The organism is Micromonospora sp. WMMC250 (assembly GCF_027460215.1).
Classification (GTDB): Bacteria; Actinomycetota; Actinomycetes; order Mycobacteriales; family Micromonosporaceae; genus Micromonospora; species Micromonospora taraxaci.
Window position 1 is genome coordinate 5405218 of record NZ_JAPZBJ010000002.1, and the last position, 18072, is coordinate 5423289.

An 18072-nucleotide genomic window follows, 5' to 3' on the forward strand; every position below is an offset into this window, starting at 1 on the left:
TTCATGTTCGGCGGTATGGTCCCCTCAACATCACTCTGCGTGATCCGGGGGTAACTGGAATGCTGCACCGACGACTCTCCGCGATCCCGTTCGCCGGCCGGCTGGCTCTGGTCGTGTTCGTCGTCCTCGTGGCTGTGCTCCTCGCTCCGGTCGCCCCGAACGCCGTCGGCCAGGCGTCGAGCAGGGCGGTGGTGGCGGCGCCGAGCGCCGGCACCGGAGTCACCTTCGAGGTGCGTCCAGTGCCGACCACGGCCCCTCCCACGCAGCCGCCCACTCCGACGGCGCAGCCGACGGAGACCGCTCGTCCGCAGCCGCCGACCCGCTCGCCGCAGCACGGTGGCGAACTGCCGGTCACCGGTGTGGGGCCATCGTTCCTCGCGCTGGTCCTGGTGGGTGCGGCGCTCGTGGTCGGCGGGGTCCTGCTGCGCCGGCGGCGGTCGGCCGGTTAACTGAAAACGGACAAAAAGCACCTTACTTCCTTCAGACTGCTAGGCGGCGGACAGCAGACTGAAGGGCTCGGCCTCAATGCGGTTTCTACGACGAACGGTGGCCACGGTCGCCTCCCTGCTCGTGCTGCTCGCTGGTCTGGTGGTCCTGCCCGCGCAGCCGGCCTCGGCGGCGCTGGTCCGCACGTTCACCCCGCGCTTCCAGGAGAGCGAACGCGGGGATGTCATCTTCGCCGGCAACACCCTGGTGACCTGCTCGACGCCGAGCGGCCCGTGTGCGACAGCGCAGACCGGCACCACCGCCAACAACAACGACTTCACCGCCCGCTACGTCGACGTGGACAGCGTCGCCGCGACGACCAACTCCAGCAGCGCAACGCTGACCGTGCCGCCCGGAGCCAGCGTGCTCTGGGCAGGTCTCTGGTGGATGGGCAGCGCCGCGAGCGGTGACGCCGGACGCGCCAGCATCCGACTCGCCCCTCCCGGCCAGCTCTATACCACCGTCCAGGGTCAGGTCAGCACGGGCAGGGTGGCCACCAACGGAGGCGTTGCGTACTCCGCGTTCGCTGAGGTGACAGCGCTCGTCACCGGCAGCGGGAGCTACACGGTGGGCGGCCTGACCACCACGTTGGGCGCGAACGCGCGCGGTGGGTGGGCCCTGGTCGCGGCGATCCGCGACCCCGCCCAGCCGCTTCGTAACCTGGCGGTCTTCGACGGGTACGCCGAGATCAGCTCCGCCGCGGCCGACTCCCGGGTGACCACCACCATCTCCGGTTTCCGCACCCCCAGTGCGGGCGCTGTGACGGCGCGCATCGGGGCGATCGCCTCGGAGGGGGACGCCGGGCTGACCGGCGACGGCATCTCGTTCAACGGGGTCGCGTTGAACGACGCGCTGAACCCGGCGACGAACTTCTTCAACAGTTCGATAACCCGGCTCGGCTCCCGGGTGACAGCGAAGAACCCGAACTACGTCAACCAACTCGGCTTCGACATCGACTACCTGGCCGCGCCGGCCGGCTCGATCGGCAACGCACAGACCTCCGCGACGGTGGCGTTCAGCACCGGTGGCGAGTCGTACGAGCCGATGGCGCTCTTCACCGCCATCGACATCCTGGAACCGGACGTCATCGCCACGAAGACGGTCGGCCGGGTGGGTGGCGGGAGCCGCGTCGAGCCCGGCGACCAGCTCGAGTACACGGTGTCGGTCACCTCCAGCGGCAACGAGAACGCCACCACCGTGCAACTCACCGACGCCATCCCGGCGGCCACCACGTACGTGCCCGGCTCGTTGAGCGTCAACGGTGTCGCGCGTACCGACGCCGCCGGTGACGACCAGGCCGGCTACGTCGCGGCCAGCAACCGGGTGGTGGCCAACCTGGGCACCGGCGCGACGGCGGTGGGCGGCGGCACGCTGGTCACGGGGGCGGTGAGCACGGTGCGCTTCCGCGCGCGGGTCGTGGACTCGCCGGCACCCGGTGTGACGGTGGCCAATCAGGCGAGCATCAGCTACGGGTCGCCGACGTCGAGCACCGTCTACACGGATCTCACCGACGACCCGTCGGCGGCCGGGGTGGGGGATTCCACCCGGACCGACATCAACGACAGCCCGCAGGCGCAGGCGGTCCTCCTCGGCACGGCCGAGGACACCGCACTCACCTTCACCCTGCGCGACTATGTGGTGGAGCCGGACGGGGACGAGGTCACCTTCACCGTCACGTCGACGCCGTCGGCGCAGGGGACACTGACCTGCGCACCCTCCGGTGCCTGCACCTATGTCCCGGCACCGAACGTCAACGGATCGGTGGGCTTCAGCTACACCGTCTCCGACCCGTCCGGACGGTCCGCCTCGGCGGCCGGCACCATCACCGTCGCCGCCGTCAACGACCCGCCCGTGGCGGTGGCCGATCGCGCGACCACGGCGGGCGCGACACCGGTGGCCGTGGCGGTGCTGGCCAACGACACCGATGTGGACGGCGACCCGCTCTCCGTCGTGCCGGCGACCGGCGGCACCGGCAATGGCAGCTTCGTGTGCGACACCGTGAGGTGCACGTACACCGCAGGGGCGGGCTTCGCCGGTGAGGACAGCTTCGAGTACACGGTCCGGGATCCGGGCGACGGCCGGGCGACGGGCCGGGTCACGGTGGCGGTGAGTCCGGCGGCGGGTTCCGGCCTCTCGATCAGCGCGCCGGAGGCCGCGGTTCTGCCCACGGTACGGGTGGGTGCCCCGACCGCCAACGGGGTGCTCGGCCCGGTGGTGGTCACCGACGACCGTGGCGCGCAGTCCGGTAGTTGGACGGCGACGGTCTCGATCACCAGTTTTACGGGCGGCGGCGGTGTGGTGCCAGGCGCCTCGGTGACGTACTCCTCGGGCCCGGCCATGCAGACCATCGGCACCGGGACGTTCCTGCCGCAGCCCGGCGCGGCTCTGGGCACCTCGCAGGTCGCCGCACGCTGGACCGGGGGCACCGGCCCGAACGAGGTGATGTGGAGTCCGAGCCTCACTGTGACGCTCGATCCGTCCCTGGTCAGCGGCGAGTACCAGGCGACGATCGTGCACTCGGTCGCGTAAGAGGTACACAAGGAGCAAAAGCGCACAATGCGGACAAAAGCCCATAAAAATGGGCGTGTGGCTGACGTGCCGCCGCCAACACCCGGCGTTACCCAACTGGAAGTGAGGAAGTCTATGCGCTCTCTTCGTGTGGTGGCCTGCGCCGCCGTAGCCGTCGGGGCGGGCCTCGCGCTGACCACCCCCGCGGTCGCCGCGCCCACCGACAGCACCGTCGTCACGTTCAACGTGGTCGGTGCCGGCCTCGACATCACCGCCCCCGAGACGGCGAGCCTCGGCAGTGGACTGCCCGGCACGGTGCTCAGCGGCTCGATCGGCACCGTGCGGGTGACCGACCAGCGCGGCGCCCCGGACGCGTCGTGGACAGCCACTGTCACCTCGACCCACTTCGAGACCGGCGGCGGCAGCCCCAGCGAGCGGATCCTGGCCAACCAGATCGACTACTGGTCCGGCCCGGGCGCGGAGCAGGAGGGCAACGGCACCTTCACGCCCGGCCAGCTGACCTCGGCCAACGCCCAGCCGTTGGACACCGTCAACCCGATCGTCGCGTTCACCCACACCGGCGGCACCGGCATCAACAGCGTCGCCTGGTCGCCCACGCTGAACGTCAACATCCCCGCGTCGGCCGTCGTCGGCCTCTACACCGGGACGGTGACACATTCGGTGGCCTGACCGGTTCGGGCTTCGTCTGGCGGTGACGGCGCTGGCCGCGCTGCTCGCCGCCACCCCGGCTGCCCCGGCACCCGCCGGGGCAGCCGCGCCCGGTCCGGAGCGGGACAGGCTCGGCATCCAGCTGCTCGAAGCGCCGATCGACCGGCAGGCTGACCCGCGCGCCCACACCTACATCATCGACCACCTCGCCCCCGGCAGCACGATCAGCCGCCAGCTCAAGGTGATCAACCGCTCCGACAGTCGGTACCGCCTGGAGCTGTACCCGGCCTCCGCGACCGTCGACGGCGGGCAGTTCCGGTTCGGTGAGGGCCGCAACGCCAACGAGCTGGTCTCCTGGACGTCGCTGGACCGCTCCACCGTCGCCCTCGGGCCCGGCGAGGAGTCCGAGCTGACGGCGACGATCCGGGTCCCGAAGAAGGCGTCGGCCGGCGAACGGTACGCGGTGATCTGGGCCGCGGTCACGTCCGGCCCGAAGGACGGCGGCAACGTCACCCAGGTGCACCGGGTGGGCATCCGTGTCTACCTCGACGTCGGCGCCGGCGGTGAACCACCGTCCAGCTTCGCCATCGGCGACTTCACCGCCGGGCGGACCGTCGAGGGGCAGGCCACCCTGGCCGTCGCCGTGCGCAACACCGGCGGCCGGGCGTTGGACCTGACCGGCGCGCTCTCGTTGGCCGAGGGGCCGGCGGGAGTTCGGGCGGGCCCGTTCGAGGTGGTCGACGGGACCACCCTGGGACCGGCGCAGTCCGGGTCGGTCACCGTTGCCCTACCCCCGAAACTGCCCAACGGGCCGTGGCGTGCGGACCTCACCCTGACCAGTGGATTGGTCAAGGAGACCGCGAGCGCCACGATCACCTTCCCGGAGCCGGGTGAGCCGGCCAGCACCTTCGGACTCGACGACCTGTCGATGATCGTCGGTGGTTCGCTCGCCGTCGGCCTGCTGCTCCTGGCCGGTCTGCTGCTCGTAGTGCGCCGCCGCCGGCAGACGCCACTGCGGGCCGCGCGGCTTAGCTGAGCCGCCGCGAGCACGACGGTCCACGTGTCAGGTCGCCCGGCCCGCCCAGTGTGGCGGGCCGGGCCGACCGCTCAGCCGAGTGCCGCCTCCGCAGCCGCCAGGAAAGCGTCGTTCTCCGCCGGGGTGCCGATGGTGACCCGGACGCCGTCGCCGACGAAGGGCCGCACGATCACGCCGCGCGCCTCGCACGCCTTACCGAACGCCACCGAACGATCGGTCAGCGGCAGCCACACGAAGTTGGCCTGGCTGGTCGGCACGTCGGGCAGGAACTTGCGCAGCGCCTCGGTGACCCGGTCCCGCTCGGCGATGACCAGGGCGCACCGGCGCTCCATCTCGGCAGCCTGGGCCAACGCGGCGAGAGCCCCGGCCTGGGCGGCCGTGCTGGTGGAGAACGGGGTGGTCACCTTGCGGATCGCGGCGGCCACCACCGGCTGGGCAACCAGCCAGCCGATCCGCAGCCCCGCCAGCCCCCACGCCTTCGACAGGGTGCGCAGCACCGCCACGTTCGGCCGGTCCACGTAGTCGAGGCCGTCCGGCACCTCCGCGTCGGTGACGAACTCCCGGTACGCCTCGTCGATCACCACCAGCACGTCGTCCGGCACCGCGTCGAGGAACGCGTCCAGCTCCGCCCGGCGTACCGCGGTGCCCGTGGGGTTGTTCGGGTTGCAGACCAGGATCATGCGGGTGCGGTCGGTCACGGCCGCGGCCATCGCCGCCAGGTCGTGCCCGTGCCCGGCGTCGTTGGGCACCCGCACGCTTGTCGCGCCGCTGGTCGCCGCGATGATCGGGTACGCCTCGAAGGACCGCCACGAGTAGAGCACCTCGTCCCCGGGCAGGCAGGTCGCCCGGACCAGGTGCTCGGCGAGCGCCACCGAGCCGCAACCGGTGGCGATGCGGTCGGCGTCCACGCCGTACCGCTCGGCCAGCGCCTCCCGCAGCGCGACCACGCCCATGTCCGGGTAGCGGTGCGAGGTCGTGATCGCCTCGGTGACCGCCTCCACCACACCCGGCAGCGGCCCGTACGGGACCTCGTTGCTGGCCAGCTTGACGGCCTCCGGAAGGCCCAGCTCGCGAGCCAGGTCGGCGGGGCTGCGCCCAGGCACGTAGTTGGGCAACGCTTCCAGGTCGGCGCGGGTCAGCCGCAGGGCCGGCTGGTGACGTCCGGAGTCGGTCATGGGGTGTCTCCCGAGGGCTGGTTGCGGTCGTCCGAGGGGGCGGGACCGGGGCGGTAAGGAACCTCGACGACCACCGTCTGCGCGCGCTTGTCGTGCAATGCCTGACGCAGGGGGTGGTCGAAGAGCGGAGAGAGGGAATCGACCAGTTGCAGCACCAGGCCGATGCCGGCGCAGTACCAGAGCAGCGTCGGCAGGCCCAGCGTGCTCCACCGGCTCAGTGCCCGGCCGAAGCCCAGCGGCTGGTCGGCGGCCATCGGCACCGCCCGGATCCGCATCACCCGCTTGCCGAAGGTCTGTCCACCGGAGGCCATGGAGGGCACCTCGTACGCCAGCCACAGCGCGGTGGCGATCAGCAGGATCACCACGAGAAGCGAACCGGCCTGCTCGCCGGGCACCGGCAGGCCCTCGGCGGACGTGTCGCCGCGTGCGGCGCGCCGGAAGAGCTCCTGCCAGTACGGTGCCCACTCCTGCGCCCAGCGCCAGACGAACCAGCCGTTGACCAGCACGTTCAGTGCGAGAATGAGACCGAAGTCGATCAGCCGGGCGGTGAATCGGCGACCGTAGCCGGCCAGCCGGTGGCCGTGCGGCCTCGGCTCGGGCGGTCGTCCGGGCCAGCCGGGGTGACCAGGCGGCGGCACCCAGCCGGGTTGGCCGCCCGGAGGTGCCCAACCAGCCGGGCCGCCCTGCGGACCCCATCCAGGCGGACCGGGCTGTGGTCCCCAGCCCGGGCCCTGCCCCGGTGGTGGACCGTATCCGGGGCCCTGCCCCGGCTGTGGGCCGTATCCGGGGGGTGGGCCGTACCCGGAGGGTGGGCCCTGGTGCGGTCCGCCCGGCGCGACGGCTTCGGAGCCGGGGTCGGCCGGGCCAGAGGTCGGGGCGGCGGCCGGGGTGACCGGCTCCACCGGCTCGACCGGCGGAGGACCGTCCGGCGGGGTGGCGTCGACGGGAATGGGCGCGCCGAGCCAACCCTCGCCGTCCCAGTAGCGTCGGGTCTCGGTGTCGGCGGGGTCGACGTACCAGCCGGGTTGCACGCTCACGCCGTAGCTCCGCTTCGCTGCCTGCTGGTTCGCTCGCTGCGCTCGCTCACGCCGTCGCTCCGCTTCGCTGCGCGACGGCGCGAGGCGCCACGCTACTGAGCCTGCTGGTTCGCTCGCTGCGCTCGCTCACGTGGACACCTTAACGACGACGGTTCCGGCGAACTTGTCGTGGAGGCACTGCTGCCACGGCTTGTCCCAGAGCTGCCACAAACCGTCCGCGTAGCTCAACCCCGGGACCAGTGAAGCGCCCAGGTGCTGCACCAGCCACCGCCGGCCGGCCATCCCCCGGTCCAGCGTCCGGGACGGGTCGAGCGGCACCACACGCAGCTTCATGGTCTTCTTGCCGAGCGTCTGACCGCCGCGCTTGAGGTACTCCACGTGGTAGAGCCAGTAGAGCCCGAGCATCAGCACGAAGAGCGCGAGCTGGAGCAGCAGGAGCGGCAGGAAGAACTCGACGAAGAAGGTGCCCGGGTCGGGCTCCCTGAGGGTGCCGTCCGGGTTGGTCTGGTTCAGCTCGGTGAACATCCGCCACCAGAGGACGATGAAGACCGGCATGAACAGCACCAACAGGACGGCAGTCGCCAACGCCGTGTCGATCAGCCAGGCCAGGAACCGGTCGCCGAAGCTGGCCAGCGGCTGACCGCTCGGGCTCAGCGCAGGCGGTGGCGGGCCGGTCGGCCCGGCGTACCACTGCGGCGGGGCGTACCCGGGTGGGGCGTACTGCGGCGGCGCGGCGTACCCCTGGGGGTGTGGACCGGGCGGCGGCACGAAGCCGCCGGCGGCGGGCTGAGGCCCACCGGCCGGCGGCGTCGGGTACGACGGAGGCTGCGTCACGCTCGCAAGTGTTACAGGTTGCCGCGGGCTTCCTGCTCACGCTCGATCGCCTGGAACAGCGCCTTGAAGTTGCCCTTGCCGAAGCCCAGCGAGCCGTGCCGCTCGATCAGCTCGAAGAAGACGGTGGGGCGGTCCTGCACCGGCTTGGTGAAGATCTGGAGCAGGTAGCCGTCCTCGTCCCGGTCGACCAGGATCTTGCGGGCCTTCAGCTCCTCGATCGGCACACGGACCTTGCCGATGCGCTCGCGCAGCTCCGGGTCGTCGTAGTACGAGTCCGGGGTGTCCAGGAACTCCACACCGGCGGCGCGCATCGCGTCGACGCTGGCCAGGATGTCGTTGGTGGCGACGGCGATGTGCTGCGCACCCGGGCCCTGGTAGAACTCCAGGTACTCGTCGATCTGCGACTTCTTGCGGGCGATCGCCGGCTCGTTGAGCGGGAACTTCACCTTGCGGGTGCCGTTCGCCACGACCTTGCTCATCAGCGCCGAGTAGTCGGTGGCGATGTCGTCGCCGACGAACTCCGCCATGTTGGAGAAGCCCATCACCCGCTTGTAGAACTCGACCCACTCGTCCATCCGGCCCAGCTCCACGTTGCCGACCACGTGGTCGACGGCCTGGAAGAAGCGCTTCGGCTGGATGCCGGCGTCGATCATCGGCTGCCGGTCCACGATCGGGCCACGGGCCACGAAGCCGGGCAGGAACGGGCCGGTGTAGCGGGACCGGTCGACCAGGGTGTGCCGGGTGTCGCCGTACGCGGCGATGGCGGCCATCCGGACCGTGCCGTGCTCGTCGGTCACCTCGTGCGGCTCGACGACGCTGGCGGCGCCCTGCGCGATGGCGTGCGCGTACGCGGCGTCCACGTCCGGGACCTCCAGCGCGATGTCGCTGACCCCGTCGCTGTGCTTCGCCACGTGCTCGGTGCCGTCGGCGTCCGGGCGCACCGCGCCGGTCAGCACGAAGCGGGCCGAGCCGCTGGTCAGCACGTACTGGGCGTGGTCGCGGTAGCCCTGCTCGGGGCCGCGGTACGCCACGCAGGTCATGCCGAACGCGGTGGAGTAGTAGTGGGCGGCCTGCTTGGCGTTGCCGACCAGGAAGTGCACGTGGTCGAGGCCCCGGACCGGGAACGGGTCGTGGCTGATGTCGTGGTCGACAGCGCCGACGAGCCGGTCGACGTCGACGTCCTCGGTCGACTGGGGTCGGTCGATCGCCTGGGTCATGGTGGGCTCCCTCGCGTACCGGCCGGCCTCGTGGGCCGCCGTTGTCGGTTCTTGTGGCGAGGATCGCTGGCCCGGCACCGGCTGGGCAACTGTCGGCGGAAGCGCTGGTCAGGTTGTGCATTCGGTATGGTCTCGACCCATGAATGGTGAGCAGAATGTACAGCTAGACGCGCTCGACGTGCGCTTGATCGAACTGCTCGCCGAGGAGCCGCGGATCGGGGTGTTGGAGTGTTCCCGGCGGCTCGGGGTGGCCCGCGGCACCGTGCAGGCCCGGCTGGACAAACTGGTGGAGCGACGGGTCATCGAGGGGTTCGGCCCCGAGATCGCACCGGCCGCGATCGGGTTCGGCGTGACCAGCTTCGTCACCCTCGAAATCAGCCAGCGGCACGGCCACGACCCCGTCACCGCCCACCTCGCCGCGATCCCCGAGGTGCTGGAGGCGCACACCATCACCGGCTCCAGTGACCTGCTCTGCCGGATCGTGGCCCGCTCCAACACCGACCTGCAACGGGTCATCGACCAGATCGTCTCGTCCGCCGGCATCACCCGCGCGTCGACGATCATCGCGCTGGCCGAGCAGATCCCCTATCGCACGCTGCCGTTGGTGCGCAGCGCCGTTCGGGCCGAGGGAAGGGCGCTCTAACACCTGCGGGCCCAGAAAGCGTGGCGACACGGCGGCGCGGGCGTACGGAAGATCCGCGATCGTGGCTACGGTGTGCGGGTGGCGAAGGGGAGCGTGCGCGGTGGGCTGCTGCTCGGCCTCGCCGTGGTCGTCGCCCTCGCCGCGACCGGCGTGTGGAACCCCTTCCCCGGCCTGTGGGAGTGGGTGGACCGCAGCGAACCCATCTCCGAGCCCGACGTGGTGTGGCAGCAACGGGTCGGCGGCACTCCGCGCAGCGTGACGATCGCTGGCGACGCCGTCGTGGTCGAGCAGCGCACCCGGGTCGAGGCGCGCAGCCTGGCCACCGGCACGCAGCTCTGGGAACGTAAGGCGGACTGGTCGGCGGTGGCCGGCGGTGACCGGGACGCGGTCGTCGCCGTGGGCAAACTGCTGGTCAAGGGGTACGAGCTGCTCGACCCGGCCACCGGCGCGACCCGGCGACGCGACGACGACGCGGTGGCCGTGTGGACGTACCGCAACCTGCTTCTCGACGCCCGCTGCACCGACGCGACCGACTGCACCCTGAGCGCCTGGGACCCGCGCGGCACCGCGCCACTCTGGACGGCCTTCCTGCCCGGGGTGCACAGCGGCCTACTCGCCGACAACCCCGGTCTGCGCGGCACCCGCCGGCTCACCTCCACCCGGATCGACGACGGGGTGGCCGGTGCGGAGGCCGCGCCGCCGCTGCTCGGCTTCCCGGTGGACGGACGGGTGCACGTGGTCGACACCGCCACCGGTCGGGTGTTGCAGAACGTCGAGCCCGCCCGCGACGAGCGGCTGTCGGTGGTCGGCGGCCGGATGCTGCGGATCGCGGCCCGCTCGCAGGACGGCGCCTGCTACTTCGCCATCTCCGCCCGGGACCCGGCGACCGGCCAGGAGGCCTGGCAGCGGGCCGGGGTCAACCTGCGTACCGCCGACTCCGCCGGCTGCGTCCAGCGGGAGGACCCGCAGGGCGCGCGGAACGTGCTGATCGGTGTGGGCCCGGACGGCCGCGAAGCGGTCATCGACGGGTACGACGGACGGCTGCTCTGGGTCGGTGAGTCGGGCACCAAGTTGATCGCCGTGGACGACCGTGTGGCGGTGTTCCGGGCTGCCGACAAGCGCTCGGTGATCGCCAGTGAGCTGGGCACCGACAAGGTGCTCTGGACGCGCCCCGCCAGTGGCAAGGCCGCTGCCGCGCTCACCCCGTATGCGGCGGTGGTCGCCGACGAGAAGCCGTCCCGGCTGGTCGCCGTTGACCCGCGCAGCGGCCGGGAGTTGGCGGCCCTGCGCACCTCGGCGAACGCCCTCGCGGTCGGCTCGCAGGGCATGATCGTCGGGGAGGGCCGGGAGATCGGGTACGTCCGGTTCGGTGCGACCGGGGGCTCGCCCGCCCGACCGCCCGGCGACGGTGGGAATCCCCGCCCGGGTGGTCCCGGACCCGGCTCCGGGCCCGGCGGGTCGAACAACGGCGACTGTGGGCCGAAGGGTGAACTGTGCCCGGAGCCGGAGGGCGGCAAGGACGGCTGAGCGGGGATTCACCTGCTCCTCGGCGCGACGGCTGGGCGCCCGACACGCGGCGGATGAGAGCGGCGTCCCAGGACGCGCCCGGCGGGTGGGAGTGATCGACCGGTCTGCCCTAGGCTTGCCGCTCATGAGCAGTGCCGCCGCATTCTCGTACGCCCCTCTGCTGCCGACCGGCCCGGACCAGACGGACTATCGCCTGGTCACCGACGAGGGTGTGGACGTCGTACACGGCCCGGGAGGCCGCCGGTTCCTGACCGTGGAGCCGGCCGCGCTCACCGCGCTGACCGCCGAGGCGATGCACGACATCGCGCACTTCCTGCGTCCTGCGCACCTGGCCCAGCTCCGGGCGATCATCGACGACCCGGCGGCCTCGCCGAACGATCGGTTCGTCGCGTTGGACCTGCTCCGCAACGCCAACATCGCCGCCGGTGGGGTGTTGCCGATGTGCCAGGACACCGGCACCGCGATCGTGATGGGCAAGCGTGGCCGGCACGTGCTGACCGACGGGGCCGACGCCGAAGCCATCTCCCGGGGCGTCTACCAGGCGTACACCAAGCTCAACCTGCGCTACTCCCAGCTCGCCCCGCTCACCATGTGGGAAGAGCGGAACACCGGCAGCAACCTGCCGGCCCAGGTGGAGCTGTACGCGGAGGACCCGGACGGGCACCCGGACGCGTACAAGTTCCTGTTCATGGCCAAGGGCGGCGGCTCGGCCAACAAGTCGTACCTCTACCAGGAGACCAAGGCGCTGCTCAACCCGACGCGGATGATGCAGTTCCTGGAGGAGAAGCTGCGGCTGATCGGCACTGCCGCCTGCCCGCCGTACCACCTGGCCATCGTCATCGGCGGCACCTCCGCCGAGTACGCCCTGAAGACCGCGAAGTACGCCAGCGCCAAGTACCTCGACGCGCTGCCCACGCAGGGCTCGATGAGCGCCCACGGCTTCCGGGACCTGGAGTTGGAGGCGGAGGTGCTGGAGCTGACCCGCAACTTCGGCATCGGCGCGCAGTTCGGCGGCCGGTACTTCTGCCACGACGTGCGGGTGGTCCGGTTGCCCCGGCACGGCGCGTCCTGCCCGGTGGCGATCGCCGTCTCCTGTTCGGCGGACCGGCAGGCGGTCGCCAAGATCACCCCGTCGGGCGTGTGGCTGGAGCGCCTCGAAACCGACCCGGCGCGTTTCCTGCCGGACGTCACCGACGACTCGCTGGACGCCGAGATGGTCGTCCGGGTCGACCTCAACCGGCCGATGGACGAGATCCGCGCCGAGCTGTCCAAGTACCCGGTGAAGACCCGGCTGTCCCTGTCCGGCCCGCTCGTGGTGGCCCGGGACATCGCCCACGCCAAGATCGCAGAGCGGTTGGACGCCGGCGAGCCGATGCCGCAGTACCTGCGCGACCACGCGGTCTACTACGCCGGCCCGGCGAAGACCCCCGAGGGGTACGCTTCCGGCTCCTTCGGCCCCACCACCGCCGGCCGCATGGACGCCTACGTGGAGAAGTTCCAGGCCGCCGGTGGCTCCCAGGTGATGCTGGCCAAGGGCAACCGCTCCGGTCAGGTGACCCGCTCCTGCCAGCAGCACGGCGGTTTCTACCTCGGCTCGATCGGTGGCCCCGCCGCCCGCCTCGCCCAGGACTGCATCAAGCACGTCGAGGTCCTCGAATACGCGGAGCTGGGCATGGAGGCGGTCTGGAAGATCGAGGTGGAGGACTTCCCGGCCTTCATCGTGGTCGACGACAAGGGCAACGACTTCTTCGCCGAGGTCACCAAGCCGGTGCTCACCATCGGCCGCCACTGACCGACACGTACGCGAAGGGGCGCCGGGCGAACTCGCCCGGCGCCCCTCTGTCGTCCGTGCACTACCGACATCGGTACGCCCGCCCCGCTGGGGTGGGACGGGCGCACCGCCCCCGTCGGATGTCGTCACCGACAACCCGGAGTGAGTCTTCTGGGCACCGCTGTCGATCCGCTCTCAGATCACTATCGCCTGGCTGCGGCGATCTGTGACCGCCGGACTACTCTGCTGGAAGTTGCGGCGGTGATGCGGGGGAGCAGATGCGGTTCGGGATCCTGGGGCCCCTGCGGGTCGGCGGTGGCGAGTCCACCGTCACCGCGGGTCGCGACCGGATCGTGCTCGCCATGCTGCTGCTGCGCTCCGGTCGGCTGGTGCCCGTCGAGGATCTGGTGGACGCGGTCTGGGAGGACAAACCCCCGGCCACCGCCCGGGCCCAGTTGCAGACCTGCGTCTCACGGTTGCGCCGCCGGTTCGTCGAGCTGGGGCTGGCATCGGACCTCATCATCACCGACCCGGCGGGGTACGGCGTGCGTACCGCGCCGGACGACCTGGACGTCGAGGTCTTCGCCCGGGGCGTGGAGGCGGCCCGCACCTCCGTCGCGGCCGGTCGCCTGGTCGAGGCGCGTACGGAGTTCCGCGCCGCCTTGTCGCTGTGGCGAGGGCCGGCTCTCGGCGGCATTCCGAGCAGCAGCGTCCGCCGTCGCGCACAGGCGTTGGACGAGCAGCGCCTCACCGCACTGGAGGAGTGCGTCGACGTCGAGCTGCGCCTCGGTCAGGCCGCAGAGCTGATCGAGGAGCTGACCGAGAGCGTCGACAGGCATCCGTTGCGGGAGCGCCTGCGAGGCCAGCTCATGCTGGCACTGTCGTCGGTCGGGCGGCAGGCCGACGCGCTCGCCGTCTACCGGGAGGGCCGGCGGTTCTACGCCGACGAGCTGGGCATCGAACCGGGCGCCGAGTTGCAGGAGCTGCACCAGCGGGTGCTCGCCGGTGACCTGGCACTGACCGGTCGAGAGACTCGGTCGGTCCCGTCGGTCCGCTCACTGCCCAGGGCGATCGGCGACTTCACCGGCCGGCAACAAACCCTGGCTCGCCTGATCAAGGACGTGGAGGCCGGAGCGCGGATCCAGCTGATCGACGGAATGGCCGGCAGTGGCAAGACGACCCTCGCGGTACACGTCGCCACGGCCCTCGCCGCCGACTACCCGGACGCCCAGCTCTACATCGACCTGCACGGGCACAGCGAGCGCACCCCATTGACACCGAGCGCCGCGGTGGCAACGCTGTTGCGGCAGATCGGTGTGCCCGCCGAGAGGGTGCCGACAACCCAGGACGACAGGCTGGCGCTCTGGCGCAGCGAGCTGGCGGGCCGCCGTGCGTTGCTGTTGTTGGACAACGCGGCGACCGCCGACCAGGTGATCCCGCTGCTACCCAACGGCTCGCAGTGTCTGATCCTGATCACCAGCCGTCGCCGACTGGTCGGTGTGGACGAGGGACGGCCGTCGTCGCTGCCCGTGCTCGACACCGACGAGGCCGTCGAGCTGCTGGGGCACGTGGTCGGTGTGGACCGGGTGGCCGCCGAGCCGGATGCGGCCGCCGAGGTCGTCCGCCGCTGCGGGCACCTACCACTCGCCATTCGACTGGCGGGTGCCCGGCTGGCGCACCGACCCCGCTGGCGCATCGCCGACCTGGCCGAGCGGCTGAGCACCCGACCTGATCCGTTGGCCGAGTTCGAAGCGGGCGAACGGTCCGTCGGGCACGCGTTCGCCCTGTCGTACGCCCAGGTGTCGCCGGCGGCGCAGCGTGCGTTCCGACTGCTGGGTCTGCATCCGGGGGTACGGTTCGACAACTCGGTCGCCGCCGTCCTCGCCGAGCTGCCTCTGACCGATGCGCAGGACCTGCTGGACGAGTTGGTCGACGCGCACCTGGTCGAGGAGGCGGAGCTGGGCCGGTACCGGCTGCACGACCTGGTCCGGGAGTACGCGCGGACCCTGGTGGCCGAGCCGGAGCGAGCGGTCGAGCGGCGGGACGGCATCGAACGTCTGCTCAACCACCACCTGCACGTGGCCGCGACGATCGCGCGCACGAGGGAGCCCTCCTCGGCCCATTCGCTGATCGTGGCGGCGGCGCCGATCCGCCCCGACCTGGTCACGATCGTTGCCGAGCAGGGGCACGCCTGGCTTGAGGAGAACCTTGCCCTGTGGACCGCCCTGGTCCGGCTGGCGGAGACCGAGGGGTTTCTCCGCTACTGCTGGCAGTTGGCGAGGGCGTGCTGGCACGCCCAGTTCGAGGGCGGTCGCCTGGACGAGTTGATCGAGACGCACTCCGCTGGTCTGCGCGCCGCCGAGAAGCTGGGTGACGACAGCGCCGTGGCGACGATGCTCAACTATCTCGCCTCGGCCTACTACCGTCTGGGGGATTTTTCGGAGTCGATCGGGTTGATGGAGAGGGCGCTCGAAATCTTCCGCAGGCTCGGTCTGCGCCGCGAGTTCCGCAACACCTTGGGCAACCTGGGCACCTCGTACGCCGTCAACTTCCAGTTCCGCCAGGCCCGGGAGTGTTACGACGCCGCCCGGGCGCTGGCGACGCGGATGCGCGACAAGTCCGCGCTGGCGAACGAACTCAACAACCTGACGATGACCCTGCTGCTGTGGGGCCGACCCGACGAGGCGCTGCGCACCGCCCGGCGACACCTGGGGATCGCCCGCGAGGTAGGCGACCTGCGCCGGATCGGCAACGCGCTCGGGCACCTCGGGATGATCCGGCACCGGATGGGCGACGTGGAACCGGCCAGCCGGCTGCTGACGGTGGCGCTACGCGTCAAGCGACAGGTGGGCGCCCGGTTCGGTGAGGGCGAGGTGTTAAACGAGATCGGGATGATGGAACGGGAGGCTGGCCGCCCGGAACGCGCTGCCGATCTGCACCGGGCGGCGCTCGTGGCGATGACCGAGGTGGGGGACCGCGCTGCCCAATGCGGCTCGCGCAATCTGCTGGCCCGAGCGATCCTGGACCAGGGGGACACAACCAGCGCGCTGGACCTCTACCGCCGCGTCCTGGCCGACACCACCAGGCTGAGTACGCGTTACGAGAGGGCCCGGGCGTTGGAGGGCATCGCCCGCTGCCTGGCGTCGACCGATCCGGCCGGCGCGCGTGACCACCTGGTCCGGGCCCTGGCCCTGTTCCGGCAGATCGAGTCGCCGGACCAGCACGAGGCCGAACGGCTGCTGGCCGAGTTGGGCTGACGGATCATCTGCGGTTCGGCGACGGGCGCGGCAGGATGGTACGCGTGACGACTCCAGAGGCGACCGGTTACCGCATCGAACGTGACTCCATGGGCGAGGTGGAGGTGCCGGCCGAGGCGCTGTGGCGGGCGCAGACCCAGCGCGCGGTGCAGAACTTCCCGATCTCCGGCCGGGGCATCGAGCCGGCCCAGATCAAGGCCCTCGCGCAGATCAAGGGCGCGGCGGCCGAGGTCAACGGTGAGCTCGGCGTGATCGACGCGAATGTGGCCGCCGCGATCACCGCCGCCGCCGCGCACGTCGCGGACGGTGGCTACGACGACCAGTTCCCGGTCGACGTGTTCCAGACCGGCTCGGGGACGTCGTCGAACATGAACACCAACGAGGTGATCGCCACCCTGGCCAGCCGTGAACTGGGCTCGCCGGTGCACCCGAACGACCACGTCAACGCCTCCCAGTCCAGCAACGACGTCTTCCCGTCCTCGATCCACCTGGCCGCCACGCAGTTCATCGTGGAGGACCTGCTGCCGTCGCTGAACCACCTCGCCGCCGCCCTGGAGGCCAAGGCTGCGGAGTTCGAGACGGTGGTCAAGGCCGGTCGCACGCACCTGATGGACGCCACACCGGTCACGCTGGGCCAGGAGTTCGGGGGGTACGCCGCCCAGGTCCGCTACGGCGTCGAACGGCTGGAGGGCTCGCTTCCCCGACTGGCCGAGCTGCCCCTGGGTGGCACCGCCGTGGGCACCGGGATCAACACCCCGCTGGGCTTCGCCGCCGCGGTGATCGGCAAACTGCGTGAGTCGACCGGGTTGCCGTTGTCGGAGGCGCGTAACCACTTCGAGGCGCAGGGCGCCCGCGACGCCCTGGTGGAGACCTCGGGGCAGCTGCGGACCCTGGCCGTCGGCCTCTACAAGATCGCCAACGACATCCGGTGGATGGGTTCCGGTCCTCGCGCCGGCCTCCGTGAGCTGCGCATCCCCGACCTCCAGCCGGGTTCGTCGATCATGCCCGGCAAGGTCAACCCGGTCGTCGCGGAGGCGATGCGGCAGGTCTGCGCCCAGGTGATCGGCAACGACGCGACGGTGAGCTTCGCCGGTTCGCAGGGCGACTTCGAGCTGAACGTGATGCTCCCCGTGATGGGCCGCAACCTGCTGGAGTCGATCCGGTTGCTGTCCGCGGTGAGCCGGCTCTTCGCCGACCGGCTGGTGGTCGGCCTGGTCGCGGACGCCGAGGTCTGCCTGGCGTACGCCGAGGGTTCGCCGTCGATCGTCACCCCGCTCAACCGCTACCTGGGGTACGACGAGGCGGCGTCGATCGCCAAGGAGGCGCTCGCCAAGCAGACCTCGATCCGTGAGGTGGTCATCTCCCGGGGGCACGTCGACTCGGGCAAGCTCACCGAGACCCAGTTGGACGAGACGCTGGACCTGCTCCGGATGACCCACCCCTGACCTGCTCGGCGCGGTCACCGCGTGGTGCCGCCCAACCGAGGAAACGGGTGAAGAGCGCTGCCGGGTCCGGGCCGTCGTGCGGGTTGAGGCGGTACAGGTCGGCCGCCGCGTCGTGGAGGACAGTGCACAGGTAGACGCTCAACGCGATCCGATCGTGGGCGTACTCCTGGCAGAGGGTGAGCCGGGCCACCGGGCACGGCCACGGCGCGGCGCAGACCCGGCAGAGCCAGAGCGGGCGCAGTGGCAGGTGCGGTCGACGTTGCGCGCCCGGGCGATCGTCCGGGGAGGTCCGGGACATGGTGTTGCCGTCCTTTCGAGCTGACTCGTTTGTGGCATCACCCCCGCCGTCCGCCCCATCGCCCACACTGCCGAGATCTTGGACAGTTTCCGTCAGCAGTTGACGGAAACTGTCCAAGATCTCGAAGAACGCAACGTGGTTGGTGGGGTGGGACCGCCCGGCACGGGGG

At 71.3% G+C, this 18072-nt stretch carries 14 protein-coding genes; 9 read left to right on the top strand and 5 right to left on the bottom strand.

From position 1 onward, the window contains the following. Positions 1-59: 59 nt before the first annotated feature. The 4 genes from O3438_RS24385 to O3438_RS24400 all read left to right on the top strand — a co-directional run bounded on the left by O3438_RS24385 (position 60) and on the right by O3438_RS24400 (position 4699). Positions 60-449: an LPXTG cell wall anchor domain-containing protein gene (locus O3438_RS24385; RefSeq protein ID WP_269682072.1), complete on the top strand. Its 390-nt coding sequence runs from the start codon at positions 60-62 to the stop codon at positions 447-449. 97 nt (positions 450-546) lie between these two features. Beyond that, a complete protein-coding gene (locus O3438_RS24390) occupies positions 547-3015 on the top strand; it encodes an Ig-like domain-containing protein (protein ID WP_269682073.1) in 2469 nt (822 codons plus the stop codon). Between the two features lie 114 nt (positions 3016-3129). Further along, on the top strand, positions 3130-3684 hold the full coding sequence (locus O3438_RS24395; RefSeq protein WP_269682074.1) for a hypothetical protein: 555 nt from the start codon (positions 3130-3132) through the stop codon (positions 3682-3684). Positions 3685-3706: 22 nt separating this feature from the next. Next, positions 3707-4699 (top strand): hypothetical protein, encoded by a 993-nt coding sequence (locus O3438_RS24400; protein ID WP_269682075.1) that lies wholly within the window; start codon positions 3707-3709, stop codon positions 4697-4699. Positions 4700-4770: 71 nt separating this feature from the next. Here the strand turns inward: O3438_RS24400 and hisC are convergent, their stop codons facing one another. From hisC to hppD, 4 genes are all read right to left on the bottom strand, one after another. Continuing rightward, entirely contained in the window at positions 4771-5874 is a 1104-nt protein-coding gene (gene hisC / locus O3438_RS24405) for a histidinol-phosphate transaminase (RefSeq protein ID WP_269682076.1), read from the bottom strand. Beyond that, on the bottom strand, positions 5871-6911 hold the full coding sequence (locus tag O3438_RS24410) for an RDD family protein (protein ID WP_269682077.1): 1041 nt from the start codon (positions 6909-6911) through the stop codon (positions 5871-5873). Before O3438_RS24410 ends, hisC begins: the two co-directional genes overlap by 4 nt. Positions 6912-7037: 126 nt before the next feature. After that, on the bottom strand, positions 7038-7745 hold the full coding sequence (locus O3438_RS24415) for an RDD family protein (protein ID WP_269682078.1): 708 nt from the start codon (positions 7743-7745) through the stop codon (positions 7038-7040). 11 nt (positions 7746-7756) lie between these two features. After that, positions 7757-8962 carry a 4-hydroxyphenylpyruvate dioxygenase gene (hppD, locus tag O3438_RS24420; RefSeq protein WP_269682079.1) on the bottom strand — a complete coding sequence of 402 codons (1206 nt, stop codon included), beginning with the start codon at positions 8960-8962 and terminating at the stop codon, positions 7757-7759. A gap of 139 nt (positions 8963-9101) precedes the next feature. On the opposite strand from hppD, the gene O3438_RS24425 reads away from it, so the two are divergent. The 5 genes from O3438_RS24425 (at position 9102) to O3438_RS24445 (ending at position 17605) form a co-directional block, all read left to right on the top strand. After that, on the top strand, positions 9102-9605 hold the full coding sequence (locus tag O3438_RS24425; RefSeq protein ID WP_210817712.1) for an Lrp/AsnC family transcriptional regulator: 504 nt from the start codon (positions 9102-9104) through the stop codon (positions 9603-9605). A gap of 78 nt (positions 9606-9683) precedes the next feature. Further along, a complete protein-coding gene (locus O3438_RS24430) occupies positions 9684-11132 on the top strand; it encodes an outer membrane protein assembly factor BamB family protein (RefSeq protein ID WP_442929649.1) in 1449 nt (482 codons plus the stop codon). Positions 11133-11256: 124 nt separating this feature from the next. Beyond that, a complete protein-coding gene (locus tag O3438_RS24435) occupies positions 11257-12924 on the top strand; it encodes a fumarate hydratase (protein WP_269682080.1) in 1668 nt (555 codons plus the stop codon). Positions 12925-13181: 257 nt separating this feature from the next. Then, positions 13182-16160, top strand: coding sequence for an AfsR/SARP family transcriptional regulator (locus O3438_RS24440; protein WP_269682081.1), 2979 nt, complete (start codon positions 13182-13184; stop codon positions 16158-16160). A gap of 35 nt (positions 16161-16195) precedes the next feature. Continuing rightward, positions 16196-17605: a class II fumarate hydratase gene (locus O3438_RS24445; protein ID WP_269682082.1), complete on the top strand. Its 1410-nt coding sequence runs from the start codon at positions 16196-16198 to the stop codon at positions 17603-17605. On the opposite strand, the gene O3438_RS24450 is transcribed toward O3438_RS24445, so the two are convergent. Beyond that, positions 17550-17903: a hypothetical protein gene (locus O3438_RS24450; protein ID WP_269682083.1), complete on the bottom strand. Its 354-nt coding sequence runs from the start codon at positions 17901-17903 to the stop codon at positions 17550-17552. The genes O3438_RS24445 and O3438_RS24450 overlap by 56 nt on opposite strands. Positions 17904-18072: the final 169 nt, after the last annotated feature.